The 21125-nt window shown below is 33.7% G+C and carries 20 protein-coding genes; 18 read left to right on the plus strand and 2 right to left on the minus strand.

Features of this window, described 5'->3' with window-relative positions:
- The first annotated feature begins 19 nt into the window (after nt 1-19).
- The 15 genes from guaA (at nt 20) to LE179_RS04085 (ending at nt 15830) form a co-directional block, all read left to right on the plus strand.
- On the plus strand, nt 20-1549 hold the full coding sequence (gene guaA / locus LE179_RS04015) for a glutamine-hydrolyzing GMP synthase (RefSeq protein ID WP_374129080.1): 1530 nt from the start codon (nt 20-22) through the stop codon (nt 1547-1549).
- Nucleotides 1549-2421 carry a phosphate ABC transporter substrate-binding protein gene (locus LE179_RS04020; protein WP_374129081.1) on the plus strand — a complete coding sequence of 291 codons (873 nt, stop codon included), beginning with the start codon at nt 1549-1551 and terminating at the stop codon, nt 2419-2421. Before guaA ends, LE179_RS04020 begins: the two co-directional genes overlap by 1 nt.
- A gap of 271 nt (nt 2422-2692) precedes the next feature.
- A complete protein-coding gene (pstC, locus tag LE179_RS04025; protein ID WP_374129082.1) occupies nt 2693-3562 on the plus strand; it encodes a phosphate ABC transporter permease subunit PstC in 870 nt (289 codons plus the stop codon).
- Nucleotides 3559-4413, plus strand: coding sequence for a phosphate ABC transporter permease PstA (pstA, locus tag LE179_RS04030; protein ID WP_374129083.1), 855 nt, complete (start codon nt 3559-3561; stop codon nt 4411-4413). The genes pstC and pstA overlap by 4 nt, the downstream gene beginning before the upstream one ends.
- Nucleotides 4407-5159, plus strand: a complete 753-nt coding sequence (locus LE179_RS04035) for a phosphate ABC transporter ATP-binding protein (RefSeq protein ID WP_374129084.1) — start codon at nt 4407-4409, stop codon at nt 5157-5159. Before pstA ends, LE179_RS04035 begins: the two co-directional genes overlap by 7 nt.
- A gap of 114 nt (nt 5160-5273) precedes the next feature.
- Nucleotides 5274-6029: a phosphate ABC transporter ATP-binding protein PstB gene (gene pstB / locus LE179_RS04040; RefSeq protein WP_374129085.1), complete on the plus strand. Its 756-nt coding sequence runs from the start codon at nt 5274-5276 to the stop codon at nt 6027-6029.
- 70 nt (nt 6030-6099) lie between these two features.
- Complete coding sequence (phoU, locus tag LE179_RS04045; protein WP_374129086.1) at nt 6100-8379, plus strand: phosphate signaling complex protein PhoU; 2280 nt, start codon at nt 6100-6102, stop codon at nt 8377-8379.
- 51 nt (nt 8380-8430) lie between these two features.
- On the plus strand, nt 8431-9045 hold the full coding sequence (locus tag LE179_RS04050) for an HAD family hydrolase (protein ID WP_374129087.1): 615 nt from the start codon (nt 8431-8433) through the stop codon (nt 9043-9045).
- A complete protein-coding gene (locus tag LE179_RS04055; RefSeq protein WP_374129088.1) occupies nt 9042-9452 on the plus strand; it encodes a peptide chain release factor-like protein in 411 nt (136 codons plus the stop codon). The genes LE179_RS04050 and LE179_RS04055 overlap by 4 nt, the downstream gene beginning before the upstream one ends.
- On the plus strand, nt 9452-10141 hold the full coding sequence (radC, locus tag LE179_RS04060; protein ID WP_374129089.1) for a DNA repair protein RadC: 690 nt from the start codon (nt 9452-9454) through the stop codon (nt 10139-10141). The genes LE179_RS04055 and radC overlap by 1 nt, the downstream gene beginning before the upstream one ends.
- 499 nt (nt 10142-10640) lie before the next feature.
- Nucleotides 10641-11156, plus strand: coding sequence for a cob(I)yrinic acid a,c-diamide adenosyltransferase (locus LE179_RS04065; protein WP_374129090.1), 516 nt, complete (start codon nt 10641-10643; stop codon nt 11154-11156).
- Between the two features lie 227 nt (nt 11157-11383).
- Complete coding sequence (locus LE179_RS04070; protein ID WP_374129091.1) at nt 11384-12166, plus strand: ABC transporter substrate-binding protein; 783 nt, start codon at nt 11384-11386, stop codon at nt 12164-12166.
- Entirely contained in the window at nt 12156-13148 is a 993-nt protein-coding gene (locus LE179_RS04075) for a FecCD family ABC transporter permease (RefSeq protein WP_374129092.1), read from the plus strand. Before LE179_RS04070 ends, LE179_RS04075 begins: the two co-directional genes overlap by 11 nt.
- A 56-nt stretch (nt 13149-13204) precedes the next feature.
- On the plus strand, nt 13205-13990 hold the full coding sequence (locus tag LE179_RS04080) for an ABC transporter ATP-binding protein (protein ID WP_374129093.1): 786 nt from the start codon (nt 13205-13207) through the stop codon (nt 13988-13990).
- A 10-nt stretch (nt 13991-14000) separates the two neighbouring features.
- Nucleotides 14001-15830 (plus strand): TonB-dependent receptor plug domain-containing protein, encoded by a 1830-nt coding sequence (locus LE179_RS04085; RefSeq protein WP_374129094.1) that lies wholly within the window; start codon nt 14001-14003, stop codon nt 15828-15830.
- Between the two features lie 214 nt (nt 15831-16044).
- Here LE179_RS04085 and LE179_RS04090 read toward each other — a convergent pair whose 3' ends face one another.
- Together LE179_RS04090 and LE179_RS04095 are read right to left on the minus strand one after the other, a co-directional pair.
- Nucleotides 16045-16413 carry a phosphatase PAP2 family protein gene (locus LE179_RS04090; protein ID WP_374129095.1) on the minus strand — a complete coding sequence of 123 codons (369 nt, stop codon included), beginning with the start codon at nt 16411-16413 and terminating at the stop codon, nt 16045-16047.
- Nucleotides 16401-16664, minus strand: coding sequence for a hypothetical protein (locus LE179_RS04095; protein WP_374129096.1), 264 nt, complete (start codon nt 16662-16664; stop codon nt 16401-16403). The genes LE179_RS04090 and LE179_RS04095 overlap by 13 nt, the downstream gene beginning before the upstream one ends.
- A gap of 1050 nt (nt 16665-17714) precedes the next feature.
- Here LE179_RS04095 and LE179_RS04100 point away from each other — a divergent pair.
- The 3 genes from LE179_RS04100 (at nt 17715) to LE179_RS04110 (ending at nt 20474) form a co-directional block, all read left to right on the plus strand.
- The gene (locus LE179_RS04100) at nt 17715-18002 is read left to right on the plus strand and encodes a YunC family protein (RefSeq protein ID WP_374129097.1); all 288 of its coding nucleotides are present in this window, start codon (nt 17715-17717) and stop codon (nt 18000-18002) included.
- Between the two features lie 120 nt (nt 18003-18122).
- Nucleotides 18123-19229 (plus strand): carboxynorspermidine decarboxylase, encoded by a 1107-nt coding sequence (gene nspC / locus LE179_RS04105; RefSeq protein ID WP_374129098.1) that lies wholly within the window; start codon nt 18123-18125, stop codon nt 19227-19229.
- A 33-nt stretch (nt 19230-19262) separates the two neighbouring features.
- A complete protein-coding gene (locus tag LE179_RS04110) occupies nt 19263-20474 on the plus strand; it encodes a saccharopine dehydrogenase C-terminal domain-containing protein (protein ID WP_374129099.1) in 1212 nt (403 codons plus the stop codon).
- Nucleotides 20475-21125: the final 651 nt, after the last annotated feature.

The following is a 21125-nucleotide window of genomic DNA, read 5'->3' on the forward strand; positions in this document are numbered from 1 at the left end:
GGTAACATAGGGAAAATAGATGATTTTAATATTGGATTTTGGTTCGCAGTACACACAGCTGATAGCAAGACGCATAAGGGAAGAAAAAGTATATTGCGAACTGTATCCAGGGAATAAACCGATAAAATCTTTTTCCGGATTTGAGGGTTTAAAAGGTATAATTCTTTCGGGTGGTTATGAAAGCGTTTATTCAAAAAATGCTCCTTGGCCTGATCCTAAAGTGTGGGAACTAGGTATTCCTATTTTGGGAATATGTTACGGTATGCAGCTTATAGCAGAACATCTTGGTGGGAAAGTTACTCCGTCAAAATGTAGGGAGTTCGGTCTTGCAAGTGTCGATGTAAAATATGACTGCTTTTTATTTAATGGGCTTAGTTCCAAAGAAACTCTGTGGATGAGCCACGGCGACAAACTTTTAAAAATTCCTAAGGGTTTTAGGGTAACAGCAAAGTCAGATAACTCTCCTTATGCAGCTATAGAAAATGCAGCAAAGAATATATACGGCGTTCAGTTTCATCCAGAAGTGAAGCATTCTGTTAACGGCAGAAAAATCTTAAAGAATTTTATATTTAAAATCTGCGGTTCAGAACGCGACTGGACTATAAAATCTTATATTGTGGATGAAGTTAAAAGGGTTCAGGAACAAGTCGGAAAAAGTAAAGTTTTATGCGCCCTGTCAGGCGGAATCGACTCTTCCGTCGCGGCTGTGATGCTCTATAAAGCCATAGGGAAACGACTTATCTGCGTCTATGTTGATCACGGACTCCAGAAACTCGGTGAGACTGAAAGGGTACGTAAAGTATTTGGTAAAATATTTGATAAAAATCTTATTATAGTCAATGCAAAAAAAATATTTCTGTCAAAACTTAAAAGTGTAACCGATCCTGAACAAAAGAGAAAAATTATCGGTCATACTTTTATAGAAATTTTTGACAAAGAAGCAAAAAAATTAAAAGGCATAGATTTTCTTTTGCAAGGGACAATATATCCTGATATCATAGAGAGTATTTCTATAAAAGGAGCAAAATCACCAATTAAGAGTCATCACAATGTCGGCGGACTTCCTGAAAAAATGAAAATGAAACTTGTTGAACCTCTAAAGTTTTTATTTAAAGACGAAGTAAGGGTTTTAGGAAGAGAACTCGGCATTCCGGCGGAAATTATAGATAGGCAACCTTTCCCAGGTCCCGGTCTTGCGGTAAGAACATTAGGCGAGATAACAGAGGAAAAACTAAATATTTTAAAAGAAGCGGACAACATAGTAACGGAGGAAATAAAAAGGGCGAAACTTTATGAGAAAATATGGCAATCTTTTGCTGTGATACTGCCCGTTAAAACGGTAGGTGTTATGGGCGACGCCAGAACTTACGAATATGTAATTGCTGTAAGAGCCGTAAATTCCGAAGATGCGATGACGGCAGACTGGGTAAAACTTCCTTATGAATTACTCGGTAAAATATCTTCGCGTATTATAAACGAGGTTAAAGGCGTCAATAGGGTAGTTTATGATATTTCTAATAAACCGCCTGCTACTATCGAATGGGAATAATGAAAGTCTTTAAGCTAATCGTAGTTTCTCTGGTGTTTGCACTTTTTTTTGCATGTATGGAACCGCAAGGCAGTGATAGCGGTCACGATGTGTCTATGCAAATCAAAGGTTCTGACACTATTGTAAATCTTATTCAAGAATGGTCAGAAAATTTTATAGAACAAAATCCGATGTTTAATATAAGTATTACAGGCGGAGGCTCGGGGACCGGTTTTGCATCTTTAATAAACGGAACATGTGATATTGCAATGTCTTCCCGTGAGATAGAAGAAAAAGAAAGAATTCTTGCAAGAAGTGAAAATGTGGAACCTATTGAATTTAAAATTGGTCTTGATGGACTTGCGGTGATTGTGAATAAGAACAATCCCGTAAATAAGCTTACATTAGAGCAACTGCGGGATATTTTTATGTCAAAAGTTACAAATTGGAAAGAGCTTGGAGGGGAAGATAGGAGAATAGTAATTCTTTCAAGAGAAAGCAATTCAGGGACGCATATGTTTTTTAAAGAGTGCGTCTTAAGAAATAATGATAAAAATAGTAAAAATGAGTTCTCCACTCAGTCGCTTATGATGTCGTCTTCACAGGCTATATACGATGAAGTTTATCAGAATCCTAATGCTTTAGGATATGTCGGTATGGGTTTTGTAAATGAAGGAGTGAAATCTGTTTCAGTGGCGATGAATGCGGAAAACGAATATTTTTGTCCGACGGCTAAAGACATAGTAAGTGGAATGTATCCTATTTCAAGACCGTTGTATCTTTATACAAACGGAAAGCCGCAGGGTGTTATAAAAATGTTTATTGATTATGCTTTGTCGACTGCAGGACAAAAAATTGTTTTGAAAGCTAATTTTGTACCTCTCGGAAATTGAAATTAAGAGACGGAGTATTTTGTAAAGTAAATCCCATTGTCTTTTGCTTTGTAGATAGCGAGGTATTACTGTCGAGAATTGGCAGCAAGGTAAAATGTTGTCCCCGCTTTCTTGGAGGATGTATGACATTATGTTGTTGCATTGGCAGCAAGAGTACATATTTATTAGTTTAATTTGTCGTATAGCTTTGTTGTGAAGTCTTGAAAAGTCTATTTTAATCGAGTGTGTTCGGGGCTTCTCGATACGACAAACCGTTTGTTGAAGGACTAAAATGAGAAAAATTATAGACACCACAATTGAAACAATAATTTTTATCTGCGGAATATTATCTATTATTTTTGTCGTTTTAATTTTTGGGTTTCTGTTTAAAGAAGGTTTTGCTTTTTTTAAAAGTTTCGGTATTATAGAATTTATTACCGGACGATTTTGGTATCCAACTTCGAATACTCCGTCATTCGGTATTTTTCCTTTTATTATTGGATCTATTTTAGTAACTGTGGGAGCATGTATAATAGCGGTTCCTATTGGCGTTATGACTGCACTTTATATTTCAGAAGTTGCTCCTAAAGGTATACGAGACGTTTTGAAGTCTGCAGTCGAACTTATGACTGCAATTCCAAGCGTAGTTGTAGGATTTGTCGGAATGGTTACGCTTGTTCCTTTTATTAGAACACTTTTCAACATACCCACCGGACTTACGGCTTTTTCTGGATCAATAATGCTTGCGTTCATGGCTATGCCTACAATAGTGACAATATCAGAGGATGCAATGCGCTCAGTTCCTTGGCAATATAAGGAAGGAGCGCTTGCTTTGGGAGCGACTAAGTGGCAGACTATAAGAAGAATTGTATTAAAAGCAGCAATGCCAGGAGTAATTGCTGCAATAATGCTTGGAGTAGGCAGAGTTATCGGAGAGACGATGACTGTTATGATGATAACAGGAAATTCGGCACGTATTCCGCTCTCGATATTTGAGCCAGTGAGAACTATGACGGCAGTGGTAGCTGCCGAGATGGGAGAGACTGTCAGAGGCGGCATGCATTACAAATCATTATTTGCCATAGCGCTTGTACTTTTTCTAATAACGTTTATCATAAATTTTATAGCGGATTTATTTCTTGGGAAAAATAAGAATAAATGATAAAACTAAGCTCTAAGTTATCGCAAAGACTTTCATACACAATTCTCTTTCTTGCGACTCTTTTGGCTATTATTCCTGTTAGTGCGATAATTTTTACAATCATAAAGAATGGAGCATCTGCTATAACTTGGGAGTTTTTGACTGCGATGCCGAAGAACGGAATGCACGGAGGTGGAATTCTTCCTGCAATACTTGGCACTCTTTCAATAGTTACTTGTACTATTGTGATAACTCTTCCAATAGGTGTTTGTGCGGCAATATATTTAAACGAGTATGCAAAAGATAATTTGCTTACAAGAATAATTAAACTTGCTATCATAAATTTAGCGGGTGTTCCGTCAGTTGTTTACGGATTGTTTGGACTCGGCATTTTTGTTATGTTTTTAAAACTGGACGTTTCTATTATTGCAGGAGCTTTAACTCTGTCTATAATGGAACTTCCAGTCATAATAACCACATCACGCAGTGCGTTAAATAGCGTTCCCTATTCGTTTAGAGAAGCGAGTTTGTCGCTTGGCGTAAGCCGCTGGCAGACTATAAGATATATAGTACTTCCGAATGCTCTTCCCGGTATTTTGACAGGAGCGATACTAAGCATTTCAAGAATATCGGGCGAGACGGCACCTGTATTATTCACTGCGGCGGCATTTTCTGTCCCGCATTTGCCGCATTCCATATTTGATCAGGTAATGGTTTTGCCGTATCATTTGTATATTATTTCGACGCAGATCCCTAATATGCCAAAAAATATTATATTCGGCACAGCTCTTGTGCTTCTGATGATAGTTTTGACAATGAGTTTTATTGCAATTGTTGCGAGAATTTATTTCAGGAAACGCAGAAAATGGTAGATAAAATTAAGGTTGAAAATTTAAGCTGTTATTACGATAAAAAATGCGCTTTGGAGTCTTTGAATATTAGCATTGTCCAAAATGAAATTTTAAGTATTATAGGTCCGGCAAACAGTGGCAAGACGACGTTTTTGAGAACTCTAAATAGAATGAACGATTTTGATAAAACTTACTCTCGTAAAGGTAAAGTTTATCTAGTCGGTGACAATATTTTTGATATGAATATGGAAAATTTGAGAAAACGTGTAGGTATGCTTTTCGCAATGCCTATACCGCTTCCTATGAGTATATATGAAAATGTTGTCTATGCTCCGAAACGTCTTGGGCTTATTTCAAAGAAATCAGAACTAGACACTATAGTTGAACAGGCTTTGAAAGATGCTTCTTTGTGGGATGAAGTTAAAGACAGGTTAGACTCGTCTGCAATGAAAATATCCGGTGGACAGCAGCAAAGGCTTTGTATTGCAAGAATTCTTGCGATTAACCCAGAAGTTATTTTATTTGATGAACCCTGCTCTGGACTTGATCCGATATCTACGGCAAAGGTTGAAGAATCAATGATTGAGCTTAAACGAAAATATACTATAGTACTTGTGACAAACAATGTAAAACAAGCGTCGCGCGTTAGCGACAGAACAGCGTTTTTTCTTATGGGTAAACTTGTTGAAATTGATAAAACTGATAGATTATTTGTATCTCCGAAAGAAAAACAGACGGAAGATTATATTACTGGACGTTTTGGTTGATAATTGCAATTTTGTCATTTGTTGTTTCTGTGTATTCAATGATATCGTTTCCGACTGTTACAATGCCACTATTTTTATAGACGTTGTTCTATGCGGTTAATTTTTGAGGAATATATGTCAAAAATAGAGATAAAAAATTTTAATTTATATTATGCGGATTTTCATGCGCTCAAAAATATTAATATCTATATTGAAGAGAAAAAGATTACTGCTATCATAGGTCCGTCGGGTTGTGGTAAGTCCACTCTTTTAAGATCAATAAACAGAATAAACGATACGATAGATAACGTATCTACAAGCGGCATAATCAACATCTTCGGCGAAGATATTTATGGCAGTAAAGTTGACGTAGATGCTTTAAGAAGAAATGTTGGAATGGTTTTCCAAAGACCCAATCCTTTTCCAATTTCAATTTATGAAAATGTCGCTTTTGGTTTAAGAGTTAATAGAATAGCTTCAAATAAGAATATTATTGACGAAACTGTAGAAAAAAGTTTAAAAGCCGTTTTATTATGGGATGATATTAAAGATAAACTGCATAAGTTGGCATTAAGTTTGACTTTAGAACAACAACAGAGACTTTGCATTGCGAGGGTTGTTGCTGTAGCTCCTCATATTGTTCTTCTTGATGAGCCTTGTTCTTCTTTAGATCCGGTTGCGACGCAGAGAATTGAGCAATTGATGATTCAATTAAGAGACAAATATACGATTGTAATAGTGACGCATAATATGCAGCAGGCGGCAAGAGTTTCGCATGATACCGCCTTCATGCTTCTTGGCGAGCTTATAGAATTCGATAAAACTGAAAAAATATTTACAAATCCATCAAAAAAAGAGACTGAGGATTATGTAAGCGGCAGGTTTGGTTAAATATAGAGACTAAAATGGAACGATAGAGATATTGTTTGTTGTCATTGCCAAACAACTTTGAGGAGGAAGTATGCGGCGTTTTGATGTTGAAATGAGTAATTTACAAAATCATCTCCTTGATATGGCAGAGCTTGTTCAGAAAATGATAAAAACTGCAATGCAAGAGCTTGTTGAAAGAGATCCAAAACAGGCTGATACCGTATGCTGCCTTGAAAGGGAAGTTAACGTTAAGGAAATAGTTATTGATGATAAATGTCTAAAACTTATAGCTTTAAATCAACCTGTAGGCGTCGATTTAAGATTTATAACCTCTGCAATGCGTATTAACAGCGATTTAGAGAGAATGGGCGACGAAGCTGTAAATATAAGCGAAATGGCTTTGGATCTAATAAGATATCCCGAACTTAAATCTCTTGTTTATATTCCTAAAATGGTAGAAATTGTGCAGAGTATGGTAATGGACTGTATAAAAGCTTTTAATACAAGCGATTCCAAGCTCGCATTGTCAGTGCTTGCGAGAGATGATGAAGTTGATGATTTAAAAGATAAAGTTCTCGCGAATCTTAAAAATTTAATGCTTAAATCTCCGAATATTGACAACATTCAAAGAACTGTAGATTTAATTTTTGTGGCGAAGAGCATAGAGAGGCTAGGCGATCATGCTACGAATATAAGTGAAGATGTTATTTTTATGATACATGGAAAGGATGTGCGCCATCTGTATAACGATGTAGAAAAACTGTCTTTCGAAGATGTAAAGAAACAGATAAACACAAAATTTATAGATCAAGACTGGATAACGGTTTTTAGTCGTAATTTTGAAGACAATTTTAATAGTGGCTTGTGTAGTGCGATAGTAGATATTGATAAAGTTGGCAAGGCGTTGCAAGATTGTAAATTGGAAATAATTGGATGTGATCATCATGGGCATGCAGAGTACTATAGAGGTAATAGAAAATATAGAGAAGAGTATCATAGATTTAGCATGGAAGGTTTTGAGCCGTTAATTTATTGTCGAGAATTTGGACGTAAAGGTGGGTATTTAGAATTATCAGAAGAGTTTAGGCTTTACCACAATTTATATGAGATTTACAACTCTCCGGATAAAAGAGAATATTTATATTTTGATAGTAATGGGGACGAAGAAATAGTTGCAAAAGTTGATAAAGATGAGGTACTTATAAAATTGAGATTCTTGAAAGATTATATTTCAGTGAGAAAGAAGCATTTGTTTATCTATTTTGATTTTATGAGATTTAGTAAAAAGACAGTAAAAGAACTAGGAATAAGCGAGATAAGTGAAAATAGTTCCTCTGAGGAGTATTTTTATAATCATACAATTGATGAGGATACATATTCGTCTTATTGGAGAACCAAAAGCTGGATTAGGGGCAAAGTTCTGATTAAAAATATTAAAGATTATAGACCTAATATAGAAGAAAATGATAAATTTGAAGAATTTATTATTGGTTGTGATGAGAATGGGAAGTTTGTATCGTTTTCGTGTGATGAGAAAAAATTGGGGAATGATTTTGGAAAAAATCCTAATGCTCCACAATATATTACACCTGTATTTTTTAGTAAAGATGTGTTAAAAAAATACTATGACAATCCAGATAAATATTTAGTAGAACATTGTCACATTTCATGCAAGGGAGCATGGTCTATTAGATTGGATGACAATTGTGATGATTATGTAATAGTCCTACTCGGAGATTTAGGAAATCTCCATCATAAAGAACAGCTGTACTGGAAAAGCTTTAATATCTCTCCGCGCAAGGAAGGGTTTAGCGTTACAGGATATAAACGTTTTGTCGCTGGAGAATTTTGCGATCCTGTTAAAGCGGATTTTTACTTAAAGATGAGATTAGAACAATTTAATGAATTATGGATTAAGAAATATAACTGGCATTTATTCAAACCTTTATCCAAAGAGGATTCTCATTATTTAGAAGCCCTTCACTTATTAACCAGTCAAGACAATAGAAAAGAATTTGATGAGCAAATACTTGCTTTAACTAAGATTTTTATTGATTCGTTAAATGAAAAAGAGTTGGTTAAGCAAATAAATTTAGATTCAACAAAAATAAAAGATATCAAAGGAATAAGTAAATTTGAATTATTTTTAAAGAATAATAATGTGAGAATTCCTGATATGATTGAGCTTTTAAGGAATCTTCAGGATTTACGTTCTTCAACAGTTGCCCATAGACGAAGTGAGAAACTAAATAAAAAGATTTCATCTTATTTTAAACTGGACGAAAAGAAATTAGATGAGATACTAAAGGATGTTTTTGTTAAATTAATACAGATAATTGATGTGATAGAAAAATATTTATTATTGAATTAAATATGAACGGACTTTAAATTAAAATGTAAGTAATGTAAATATGGAAATTATATGTCAATAAAAATTGCGGTTTTTGATTTAGGAAATGTCATTTTTAAGTTTGATTTGTCAAAATTTACTAAAGCGTATTTAAAAAAGACTCGCAGGCGTAAAGTAAACGATTTTGACGAGCTGATTTCTGTCTATTCAGACGTTGCTTATTCCTACGAAAAAGGAAATATGTCATCTTTAGATTTTTACAATGCAATGGCTAAAAGAACCGAGTATAGCGGGGCTTATAATGAATTTTCCGCTATATGGAATGATATTTTTAAGCCTATACCTGAAACGATAAAAATTGTTACCTCTCTGGTGCAAAATTATCAAATTGCTGTGCTTTCAAATACAAATGAACTTCATTTCAATTATTTAAAAGAGTGTTATCCCGATATTTTTCTGCTTTTTAATAAATTTTTTCTTTCGTACGAAATGCACTTGAGGAAACCGGAAGATGAGATTTTTAAGCGTGTAGTACGGTATTACGGCATCTTGCCGAGTGAAATGTTTTACGTTGACGATATAAAAGAAAATGTAGAATCTGCGAGAAATAATGGAATAAATGCTCACTTGTTTACGGATCAATTAGAACTTACCAGACAGCTGAAAAGTCAAAAGGTACGGATATGACGGATTTCGGAGTAAGTCCAAAAAAACAAGGGAAACTTAATAGAAAATTTGAAAAATATGGGGTTGAAGAATCGGATATTGAAGAGAAGTTTATCCGTTCTCCGGGGAAAGGTGGACAGAATGTCAACAAAGTTTCGACAACCGTTTATTTGAAGCATTCTCCGACGGGAATAGAAATAAAATGTCATAGAGAGAGAACTCAGGGATTAAATAGATTTTTTGCAAGAAAGCTGCTTGCAGAGAAAATTGAGGAAAAAATTTCAGGGAAAATATCCGAGAAACAGCAGAAAATAGAAAAAATCCGCAGACAGAAAAGAAAACGCTCTAAACGCGCTAAAGAGAAAATACTTGCGGAAAAGAAGAATGTATCTTATAAGAAAGAGATGCGGGAAAAAGTAATTTATTAATGGATACAAGAAAATTAAAACCGCATTACCTAGGACACAGATATCGTCTGAGAAAAAAATTTATTTCCGGAGGATTTAATAATCTTGCGGATTACGAGATATTGGAATTGGTATTGGCATACGCGTTGCCCAGAAAAGATGTAAAAGTTTTAGCAAAAGAAATGATAAACAAATTCGGCAGTTTAAAACAAGTTTTTGACGCTGACACAGATGAATTAAAACAAATTAAAGGCATTTCGGATTATTCTGCAGAGTTTCTGTTATTTTTGAAAAAGTTTACTTCTTTATATTTGTCTTTGGACATAAAAGAAAAAGACAGGTTGTTGTCGCCCGAAAATGTGAAAGATTATTTAGTTTCAGCCTTAAGCGGCGAGAAAATAGAAAAATTTTACGCGATAATATTAAATTCGGGGAATAGGGTTACTGACTGTTTAGAAATTGAGAGCGGTACTGTAAATAAATCTTTGCTTATACCGAGAAAAATTGCAGAAATTGCATTAAAACACAGAGCAGCTTCTATTGTAATAGCGCATAATCATCCCGGTGGTACTTTAAAGCCGTCGCAAAGCGACATAAATGCAACTGCTGCTGTAAAGAAATCTTTGGAATCTATAGAAATTTCGCTTTTGGATCACATAATAATTTCCAATAACAATTATTTTAGTTTCAAAGAATACAATTTGATATAGAATTAAAGTGGTACATCGCACAATTATGTAAACGGAAAGAATGATAAAAATTAAAAGTTTTTTGTATGTTTAATCCTGCATGCAGCTTAAAAAAGTGAAGCAGTTTCAGAGTTGTTTGTTAAAAAAATAAAGTTCTATAAAAATTGTAAATTACTCTAATTCGAGTGCCATTCTGCATGGACAGCTTGAGGTCGAGTTTCATCAATTTGTTTATTCATTATCCATGTATTTATGATTATTTTACACATCTTGTAACTTCCGAGGAAAAGATGAAAATATGAATATTAAAGTCTGCTTTCTTTTTGGAAAATGGACTTTTTTATTATTTATATATATTCCTCTAACTCCATACATTTAAAGTGTCAATTATTTTTATGGTTTATTCTATTACGGTTTTGTAATTTTGTTATATGAGAAAAAGTAGAGAAAAGAAAAAGTCTATAGCTAATATCAACTTGTTTACTGCGTATAACAATGAACATCATATCGGTGAGTATTTATGATAATTATAAGCATGGGTAACGGCAAAGGAAAAACAACTTCTGCTATAGGACAGATAATTCGTTCTTTAGGACATGGATTTAAAGTTTGCTTTATGCAATTATTTAAAGGCGAGGGTTTTTACGGTGAGCAGAAAATTTTAGTTAAGCTGGATAATTTGATTTTTTTTGCTTTTGCAAAGGAACATCCTTGTTGTGTTAAAGATGCCAATCTTGATGAAGTCGTAAATCAATGCTATTTTGCTATGGAAAAGTTAGAAGAGCTTGTTAATAGTTCCGAGAGGTATGATTTGATTGTTTTGGACGAATTTAACGTTGCGTTAAGAGATAAGTTTATCGATGAGAATAAATTCATTGATATTGTAAAACAATTATCGCGGAAGTCAAATGTGATTGTAACTGGCAGAGGTGCTCCGCAGTCATTGATTGATATGGCGGATTTAGTTACTGAAATGAAAGAGATTAAACATCCTTATAAGAGCGGAATAGCGGCACGGAAAGGTATAGAATATTGAAGTTTGAATTGTTGTAAGGACGAAAGGAAAGGTATAGAAACAGTAAAGATAGTTAATCAGGTCTAAAATGGTACTTGAATGACTTGGATGTCGATACAATAGGAATATACATTAGTCATTTCAGACAAATTCGGTTTATCTTAAGTTTTTTTACTTTTATGAGAAAAATTATTTATATTATCACATTTCTGTTCTTAACAGGTATTGCCTATTCAGAGCTGAATAATTTGTCAGCGAAAAAATATAAGCGTATTATTTCTCTGTCGCCATCAGTTACAGAAAGTCTCTACGAGCTCGGAGTTGAACAATTTGTTAAAGGTATAACAATTTATTGTTCTAAAGGAGTGACTGAAAAGGAAATTATAGGTACGCTTTTGGAACCCAATATAGAAAAAATAACTTTACTTAATCCTGATTTGATTATTTCGACGAAAGAGGGAAATAGTAGAGCAATAGTTGAAAAACTTGAACGTCTCGGTTTTGAAATATATATTATGGGAACAGTAAAAAATTTTAGCGGGATATGCACTGATTATTATAATCTGGCGAAGAAACTTGACAGAGAAAAAGAAGCAGGAAAAATAATAGATGTGGCAAAGCATTCAATAAAGGAAGTTTACCATAAGATAAGCGGTTTCAGTAAGTTAAAAATATTTTGGGAAATAGGAGCAAGACCGTTGTATACGGCAGGAAAACAGAGTTTTGTAAGCGATTATAACCATTATACTAAAACCGTAAACATATATGGGGACGTTGATATGCGATATCTTGCTGTTAATATTGAGGATGTTGTTAAACGTAACCCTGACATTATAGTGCTTGTAAATATGGGAGATGTCAGTAGCGAAGAAATAAGAAATTGGAACAAATATAAAACGATAAAAGCCGTAAAAAATAATAAGGTTTTTATGATTTCCGGCGATGACATGTTTGCGCCGACGCCATTGACGTTTGCGAAAGGCGTGGCGATGCTTGCAAAAGTTATTTATGAGGATTTTGATGACAAATAAGAAATTTCTGTTTGTTTATATATTAATGCCGGTGTCAGTTCTTGTAGTGTTTTTATTTTCTTTAGTAATCGGTTCAAATGGTATATCGTTTGTTGATGCTGTAAAAGCATTGTTTGGCGGCGCAGACAGCAATGTTACCATAATAATAAAACAGATACGTTTTCCAAGAATTATTATGGCTTGTGTTTCAGGGGCAGGACTTGCCGTAAGTGGTTGTGTATTTCAGGCGGTATTAAGAAATCCACTGGCAGATCCCCTTACTTTAGGCATTTCAAGCGGTGCGGCTTTCGGAGCAGCGGTGGCTTTTGTTTCCGGTCTTGCGACTGTAACGAGTTTTTTTATTCCATTTTGTACTTTTGCCGGCATGATGATTTCAGTGCTGGTTGTATATTTATTGAGTATGCAAAAAAGATTTGATTCCAATGCAATGATTTTATCAGGCGTGGTTGTGAGTTATGTTTTTTCATCCGCTGTTATGCTTATGTTTGCGTTATCGCCTGCAAACAACGTGCAGGTTGCTTTTGTATGGCTTATGGGTAATTTTTCAACTTTTGATGAAAGACTGCTTCCGTTTGTTACAGCTATTGTGCTTACAGGCATAATAATTTTGTCTTTGGCTGGTAATATTATTAACGCTGTATCTTTGGACAGGGAAAAATCAAAAACTTTTGGTATGGATATTGAAAAAATTATAAAATTTTTATTTCTTACAGCATCTTTTGTTACAGCGGCAACAGTTTCAACTTGCGGTGTTATAGGATTTGTCGGTTTAATGATACCGCATACAATGAGAAAAATTATAGGGACAAATAATGTAATTTTGATACCGGCTTCGGCTTTTGCTGGAGCAGTTCTTTTGCCACTTTGCGATACTTTAAGCAGAATTTTATTTTCACCAATATTAATACCTGTAGGCATAATTACGAGCATAATAGGCGGGTTCTTCTTTATTTGTCTATTGTTAAAACCAAAAAGAGAATAAAGAAGAGCGGGATTAACCGCAAAATAAGCAACAGATTTGAAAGGGATTAGAATATTGTGATAAAAATAGAAAGCATTTCGGTAGACTACTTAAACAGAGAAGTTTTAAAAAATGTTTCATGTAATATAGATAAAAAAGATTTTTTCGGGATAATCGGAAAAAACGGCACGGGTAAAAGCACTTTATTGAAAGTTCTGTGTAGTTTAATTAAACCACATTCTGGAAATGTGTTTATAAATGACGAAAATGTAAATTCTTTTTCAAAAAAAAAATTTGCAAGAACAATTTCTTTTATGCCTCAACACATAGATACTTCATTATCTTTTACTGTGTTTGAATTTGTTATGTTTGGAAGGTATCCTTATATGAATATTTTTAAAATTCCGTCAAGAGCCGATTATATTGCAGTGGAAAAAGTTATAGATTTTTTGCAGATAGCAACCTTTGTAAAAAGAAATATTAATGAGCTTTCGGACGGGGAAAAACAAATAGCTTTAATAGCGCAAGTTTTAGTTCAGGAAACTGATATTGTTGTTTTTGATGAACCTACATCGCATTTGGATATAGGCAGTCAAAATGATATTTTGGAGATTTTAAGAGATTTAAATGAAAAATGTAATAAAACAGTAATTTTAACTTTGCATGATTTGAATGCAGCGGGGGAATTTTGCAATAAGCTGGTTTTAATGGAAGACGGTTCAATTTGCAAGCAGGGAACAGCCGAAGAGGTTTTGAATTATAAAGATATCGAAAGAGTTTATAATACGACGGTTATTGTAAAGACAAATCCGATTTCAAATAGACCGTATATTATACCGGTGAGTAAAACCAGAAAGAGATAGAAAATGAAAAATGAAGAAAATATTAAGTACATTGTTTTGTCTTGTTTTTGTGGTAAATATTGTTTTAGCGCGTGATGTTTTTCTAACTTTGACAAAACATGATAATAGTGCGAAAAAACTTCCTATAAATGTTTCAGTTATTACGCAAAAAACTGTAGAAGAAAAACACTTTGAAACGCTTGGTGAACTTTTGCAAAACGAGGTTAGTGTTAACTTTAGAAGCGTAGGGACAGTAGGTGCAAATACAAGCATTTCGATACGCGGAGCATCATCATTGCATACATTAGTATTAATTAACGGGCGCAGAGTTAACGATATAGGGCTAGGCAGCGTGGACTTTACGTCGATACCGGCTAATATTATTGAAAGAGTTGAAATTATAAGAGGTTCAGGAACAGCAGTTCATGGAGCGGGTGCTTTTGGAGGAGTTGTCAATGTTATAACAAAGAAAGCAACTGAAACCGCACCGATTGTTGATTTTGTAGTATCTTATGGGAGTTTTAACACATTAAATCCTGTTTTGACAGTGGCGTGTGCAACTGACAAATATGGTGCTTTTGCTTCAGTATCCAGTATTTCGAGTACTGGATATAGGAAAAATTCAAAGTTTACAAATGTAAATGCTTTTTTTAGCGGGCAGCTTAATGTATCTGAAAAATCAAAGTTATCTTTAAGCGGAAATGTTTACGAAAGCAAATGTGGTGTTCCTGGACCATTGTCATATTTTACTCCCAAAAATGAGCAGGAAGATGATAATAAATACATAAAGTTTGATTATGATTTTAGCATATCTGATACAGGTTTTTTGAATGTCAGTGGATATCTATCCGATAATATAAGACTTTTTTATGATGCTAATGGAAATCCGTATGACTCTGTGGTATTTGCTGAAAGTAAATATAAGTATACTTCCGATATTTATGGCGTTCATGCCGATATTCATTATAAAGAAATTGCTCTTATTGGATTAGAATTTGAAAATAAATATTATAAGGAGAATGAGGATTTATCAGGGTACAGTTTAGATAAAAGTATGAGAAATTATGCATTTTATACAAAGCTTACTTCGCAGGTCGGAAAGGTTATAATAATATCGGCAATGAGATATGACAACAATTCGCAATATCAGAATGTTTTTATTCCTTCGATAAGTGCGATTTTTAATGCGGATAAAAGAGTTAAAATTTCTGCAAATATAGGAAAGGTATGGAGAGCGCCTGTTTTTACTGAGCTTTACTGGAATCAGTCAAGTTATAGAATGTACGGAGAGGCAAATTTAAAACCTGAACATGGAATATCAAGTGACATTGGTATTGAGTATTCGCACAACAAATTACGATTAGCAGGTAATGCTTATTATATCGACGGTAAGGATTTAATAAACTGGTATTATTCTGCTAATGGAGAGTTTCAAGTTAAAAATATAGATAAAGCAAGACAATATGGTTTTGAGTTTGAAGCAGTGTATATTGTGATGCCGTTTCTTGATTTCAGGTTAAATTATACATATCTCAAATCGGAAAATAAAAAAACAAAGAAGATTTTAGCATACAACCCTAAGAATACTGTCAATTGTGGCGTAACCGTTAAACCAATGAAGAACTTGTCGGTCTCTGCGAATCTTTTTTATAAAGATGAAGTGTTTGCCAATGATGCAAATACACAAAGTCTGGACAGCTTTATTACGCTTAGCATGGATTTGAATTATAAAATAAACGATAATTTAAGTTTATGGGTGAAAGGACTTAATGTAGGCAGTGCCAATTATGAACTTATAGCAGATTATCCGATGCATGGGACTGCCATATACGTTGGCGTTAATGTAAAAATGTTTAAGTAGAATACACATCTGGTTGTCAGTAAAGACTGCTTTGCTTGTAAATGATTCAAAAAGATGAATATGAAATGTAGATAAACATGTCAAAAAGTTTATATTAACAACAACCCGGAGTTTCTTTCAATGTCTGTGAATTTTAACAAATAATTCTCTTAATGGTTAGAATATCTGGAATTGCTGTGTATTTTGAATATGATGTAAAGATAACGTGACGATATTATATTTTTATTTTAGAATACTTCCTAAATAAAGTAACCGTTACATAAGCAGAAATCATTCCTATTACTGCTCCTACCATGACGTCAAAAGGGAAATGATGTCCTGCATATATTCTCTCAAAACTTGTTCCTAAAGCCAAAATTATGTACCAATACCAATATTTTCTTACCATTATAAACATAAAAGTGCATACAGAAAGTACAATTTGTGTATGTCCTGATGGAAAAGAATTATTATATAGTTTCTCGAAAAATATATTTACATTTCTATCTCCAAATACTTTTAAAGGGCGTGGTCTTTCAAAATAATATTTTAAAGGAAACATTATGAGAGATCCTACTGCCATTGTGCTTACTAAAATGACCAAAGTAGTCCAAAAACGCTCTCTTTTATTGTTCCATAGTATTTTACTGCAAATTCATTATTGCCGAAAATAGATGTTGATGCTTTAATTAAATATGTTGTAAACAATGAGTGGTCAAAATAAGAAAAACCTAAAGACTCTGTGTATAACTGATAATGAACTTTGTCTATATTGAGATTAATTTTGCCTATTATCAGGAATCTTAAAGCTGTTAAAACAATATTTACAATCCAGAACCATAGTTTATAATCCATTTAATTCGTTTTTCGGTTATTATTTTTAATTTTAGAACTTTGTAAAACTAGCAAATTTTGATATAACAGTCAAACTTTGTTTGAAATGATTTAAATGAAGGATACTTTTATTTATTAAAAACTGTCATATAATTTTGACTGCATGTATCTATATTTGTGATTTTAAATGAGATATCGTCGATGGAAATAATCATGTGAATAATCCTCTTTGGCAAGGATATAAACGAACCCTCAAATATTGTCGCCGGAATGCAATTTGCAAGCAACTTTTTTGTCGTTTTAAATACTCAATGACAAACTTACCTTTGCTTACGCTTGCTGTCTAGCGCGGAAAACGCGAGATGTGCAAATGTTTACAACACAAGAGTAAATTTGGGAAGAGGAGCTAGTTTTTTTATAGAATATAAAAAAGCATTGTTTTTATTTGGTTTTTAATTTTGTGGACGTGCTAAAGATACGACAGTTTTAAGATGAAACTTATAGATATTATCCCAAAAAGAAAGATTGTAATGAAGTGAAAAAAGCGCTAAAAGACATTCTTTGTGAATTTTTATATGGATTTTGAAGAAAAAGAAAATGCTTGAAGAATCGAATGACTTGACACTAGATGCTGCAGTACTCAAATAAATAGAGGAAGAGGTCAATGGAAATAACGCAATCGAGCAAATTTGCTGTAACCATCTGGTTGATTTTGCCCACGAAAACGGACGTTTCCCAATACTAGTAGACCAATAGCTATAAAAAACACGGGATGGGAAATGGAAAAAACGATATAACAGAATCATATCAGACTATCCTTTCATCGTATTAGAAGCAGGTTTTTCGTCCGCGATAGCGATGATAATCGCAATCTGCGTTCTAGAAACGAGAAAAGCAACGTATTCTTGAAAAAAATGGACGCTGCCATGGAAAAGGTTGAGGAGCATAACGAGTATTTGTTTATTTTGTCTAACGGAAATGGGACGAATGTAAAGGAGGTGATATTCTCACTGCAGCAGTGGCAGAATTGAAAGTGGATAGTATAAACTAAACTGAGCAAAAGAGGGGAAAATGCAATTAAAGGAGTTTGTTATAAACGAAAGAAAATATTGTGGTTTTGAAGGGGAATTATTTCCAGGTAGTAACTTAGTTTTTATAAGAGGAAATAACGGTTTTATAATGTGCGGATATTTGAATCTTGAAACTGCTGAGAGAGTAGGAAGTGTTGCGGCAATTGCCACAGGGGTAAAAACTGTTGATGATATGCTGAAAAAAAATATTATAAATTCTACTACGCATGCACAGAAAGTTGGTATAAAACCCGGAATGTCTGTTTTAAAAGCACTCGAGAAAATTTAATGTTTTTAGTATATAAGTTGTCAGACGATAGTGGTAGCAGCGGTTATTTTTTTAGCATTTTCGTTAAATAACATATTTTAGATAAGGAGAGCAAGATAGATATAAGTCTCTATCCTAACAATGAACAAAGAAATAGAAACGCCGTATTATTTGATTGATGAGAAAAAACTACTCAAAAACCTAAAAAAAATTCAACATGTGAGAGATCATAGTGGAGCTAAATTGGTTTTAGCGTTAAAATGTTTTTCTACGTGGTCTGTATTTGACTTAATGAGTAAGTATATGGACGGTACAACGAGCAGTTCCTTTTTTGAAGCAAAACTTGGTTATGAAAAATTCGGGAAGGAAACACATGCTTTCAGCGTCGCTTATTCTGCAGACGATATTAAGGCACTAAAAAACATTTCTGACAAAATCATATTTAATTCTGTATCGCAACTTAAAATGTTTTATAATGAAGTAAAGCATATTAAGGTTGGCTTGAGAATAAATCCAGGAATAAGTTATTCACATTTTGATTTGGCTGACACTGCAAGGAAATATTCAAGACTTGGTGTGATATCGGAAAGAGATATTATATCAGTTTTAGATAATATAAGTGGTTTAATGTTCCATTATAACTGTGAAAATGATGATTTTGAAAGTTTTAGCGGTATGCTTGATAAGTTAGCCGAAAAATATAAAAGAGTTTTAAATAAAGTCGAATGGGTTAGTCTTGGCGGTGGATTATACTTTACAAAAGATGAATATCCTTTAGATGAGTTCTGTAAGAAGTTGAAGAGTTTTAGCGAAGAATATAATGTTCAGATTTATTTAGAACCCGGGGAAGCTGCGATTACAGAAAGTTGCGAACTCGTTACTAAAGTTTTAGACATCGTAAAAAATATAAAAGATATTGCAATAGTGGATGCTTCTATTGAAGCACATATGCTTGATTTGCTTATATATGGAACTCCTGCAAAAATCAATGCTAAAGCTGGAGGAAACAGATATATTATTGCTGGAAGATCTTGTCTTGCTGGAGATATTTTCGGTGAGTATAAACTCGCGGATAAGCTTGAAATTGGTTCTATTGTGCATTTTATCGATGCCGCAGGATACACAATGGTTAAAAAAAACTGGTTTAACGGACTTAAAATGCCTTCTATTGTTGTTAAAAGACTTGACGAAAGAGTAGAAATTATAAAGGAGTTTTTATATAATGATTTCTTAAAAGATTTATCATAAATTTAAAAGGTTGGTGAGGAGGATTTATAGGAAATGGAAAAAAGGAACATACTTCTTTTGGGAGCGGGCGGTGTAGGTCATGTTGTTGCTCATAAACTTGCGCAAAACAACGATTTATTTGGAGACATTTGTTTAGCTTCGCGTTCACTTGAAAACTGTGAACAGATATTGGAAAGCATAGAACGCAAAAAAAGTTATAAAGATACTTCAAAAAAAATACAAATCAAACAAATAAATGCTTTAGACATTCGTGAGATGATAAAGTTAATAAAAGACCTTAAAATTTCCATTACACTAAATTTAGCGTCAGCATTTTGTAATATGTCAATATTAGAAGCCTGTATAGAAACCGGCTCAGCATATATAGATACTGCAATCCATGAGGAACCGGATAGAGTATGCGAAGATCCCCCATGGTATGCAAACTATGAGTGGAAACGCAGGGAACGTTGCCGAGATAAATGTGTAACGGCGATTTTAGGTGCTGGATTTGACCCGGGTGTTGTAAATGCTTATGCGGCATATGTAAAGAAGCATTTTTTCGATGTAATAGATACGATAGATATTATGGACGTTAATGCTGGGACTCATAATAAGTATTTTTCAACAAATTTTGATCCTGAGATAAATTTCAGAGAGTTTGTAAAAGTTTGGTCGTGGATAGATAGACAATGGGTGTGCAAACCCGTTCATTCTGAAAAGAAGGTTTACAATTTCCCTGTGGTAGGTAAACAAACTATATATTTGAATGGTCATGACGAAATTCATTCTCTTTCAAAAAATATTGATGCTAATTCAGTGAGATTTTGGATGGGATTTAGTGATCACTACATAAATTGCTTCAATGTACTTAGGAATATAGGACTTTTGTCGGAAAAACCTGTAAAAACAGTTGAAGGGCTTGAGGTGGTACCCTTAAAAGTAGTAAAAGCTTGTCTACCTGATCCTAAAACTCTTGCTCCCGATTATACAGGCAAGACTTGTATAGGGGATTTGGTAGTAGGAGTAAAGAATGGACATAAAAAAGAGATTTTCATATATAATGTATGCGATCATAAAGCCTGTTATGAGGAAGTTGAATCTCAAGCTATAAGTTATACTGCAGGTGTCCCGGTTGTTGCAGCTGCTATTTTAATTGCTAATGGAAATTGGGATGTCAAAAAAATGGTAAATGTTGAGGAACTTGATCCTGATACTTATCTTGATTTACTTGGAAATATAGGTATATCAACTGAAATAAAATAATTACTACTCTTAGCTACTTTCTCTCGACTACATAATATCGTGTCCTATCTGGTTATGAGGGCTTCTAAGCAGCGTATATAAGTCCTGAGGAGTTGCGTGTGGTTTGCGCCTGAAATAAGTTTGTCAGTGCCTTGAGCTTGCAGTTCTCAGGGTGTTTTTTCATTCTCACATAACTGTATTCACATGCGTGTCCAGAGGCTTTACAGCCTACATGCTCTTTGCCGCACCCGCACATCTCTTCCAATCCAATATTTGCACTACTTATTGCGTACGTTAGAAAAGCAAAAGAAAAGACAAACAGTTCATACGTTTTACAAACAGGCGACATTGGGCTGTAGTTCATTATAATTGCAAGTGTCCGATAATCAATATTATGTTAAGTACAGTACGCATCCCAATGAGTTATAAACAGTAAAGTAAAATATTATGATTATTAAAATTTACATTTATAAATATAAATAATTTTAACTATGATTGTATTTGTCTTTAATTGTTATTAAATAGCAAAATATTAAAATTAAGAAGCATTAGAAGCAACCATTCAAATCAAATCAAAAGAAAGATTGAAAGAAAGATTGTCAGAATATTTTCTGCAGACAAAGGCTTGGGTTTTATTGGGTTTGATGTTTATTTTGATGTTTTTATTGAGAG

Source organism: Candidatus Endomicrobiellum agilis (genome assembly GCF_020328115.1).
Classification (GTDB): domain Bacteria; phylum Elusimicrobiota; class Endomicrobiia; order Endomicrobiales; family Endomicrobiaceae; genus Endomicrobiellum; species Endomicrobiellum agilis.

Coding starts and splice junctions, on each gene's coding strand:
- guaA (WP_374129080.1), top strand. CDS start 20: ATGATTTTAATATTGGATTTTGGTTCGCAGTACACACAGCTGATAGCA.
- LE179_RS04020 (WP_374129081.1), top strand. CDS start 1,549: ATGAAAGTCTTTAAGCTAATCGTAGTTTCTCTGGTGTTTGCACTTTTT.
- pstC (WP_374129082.1), top strand. CDS start 2,693: ATGAGAAAAATTATAGACACCACAATTGAAACAATAATTTTTATCTGC.
- pstA (WP_374129083.1), top strand. CDS start 3,559: ATGATAAAACTAAGCTCTAAGTTATCGCAAAGACTTTCATACACAATT.
- LE179_RS04035 (WP_374129084.1), top strand. CDS start 4,407: ATGGTAGATAAAATTAAGGTTGAAAATTTAAGCTGTTATTACGATAAA.
- pstB (WP_374129085.1), top strand. CDS start 5,274: ATGTCAAAAATAGAGATAAAAAATTTTAATTTATATTATGCGGATTTT.
- phoU (WP_374129086.1), top strand. CDS start 6,100: ATGCGGCGTTTTGATGTTGAAATGAGTAATTTACAAAATCATCTCCTT.
- LE179_RS04050 (WP_374129087.1), top strand. CDS start 8,431: ATGTCAATAAAAATTGCGGTTTTTGATTTAGGAAATGTCATTTTTAAG.
- LE179_RS04055 (WP_374129088.1), top strand. CDS start 9,042: ATGACGGATTTCGGAGTAAGTCCAAAAAAACAAGGGAAACTTAATAGA.
- radC (WP_374129089.1), top strand. CDS start 9,452: ATGGATACAAGAAAATTAAAACCGCATTACCTAGGACACAGATATCGT.
- LE179_RS04065 (WP_374129090.1), top strand. CDS start 10,641: ATGATAATTATAAGCATGGGTAACGGCAAAGGAAAAACAACTTCTGCT.
- LE179_RS04075 (WP_374129092.1), top strand. CDS start 12,156: ATGACAAATAAGAAATTTCTGTTTGTTTATATATTAATGCCGGTGTCA.
- LE179_RS04085 (WP_374129094.1), top strand. CDS start 14,001: ATGAAGAAAATATTAAGTACATTGTTTTGTCTTGTTTTTGTGGTAAAT.
- LE179_RS04095 (WP_374129096.1), bottom strand. CDS start 16,664: ATGGATTATAAACTATGGTTCTGGATTGTAAATATTGTTTTAACAGCT.
- LE179_RS04100 (WP_374129097.1), top strand. CDS start 17,715: ATGCAATTAAAGGAGTTTGTTATAAACGAAAGAAAATATTGTGGTTTT.
- nspC (WP_374129098.1), top strand. CDS start 18,123: ATGAACAAAGAAATAGAAACGCCGTATTATTTGATTGATGAGAAAAAA.
- LE179_RS04110 (WP_374129099.1), top strand. CDS start 19,263: ATGGAAAAAAGGAACATACTTCTTTTGGGAGCGGGCGGTGTAGGTCAT.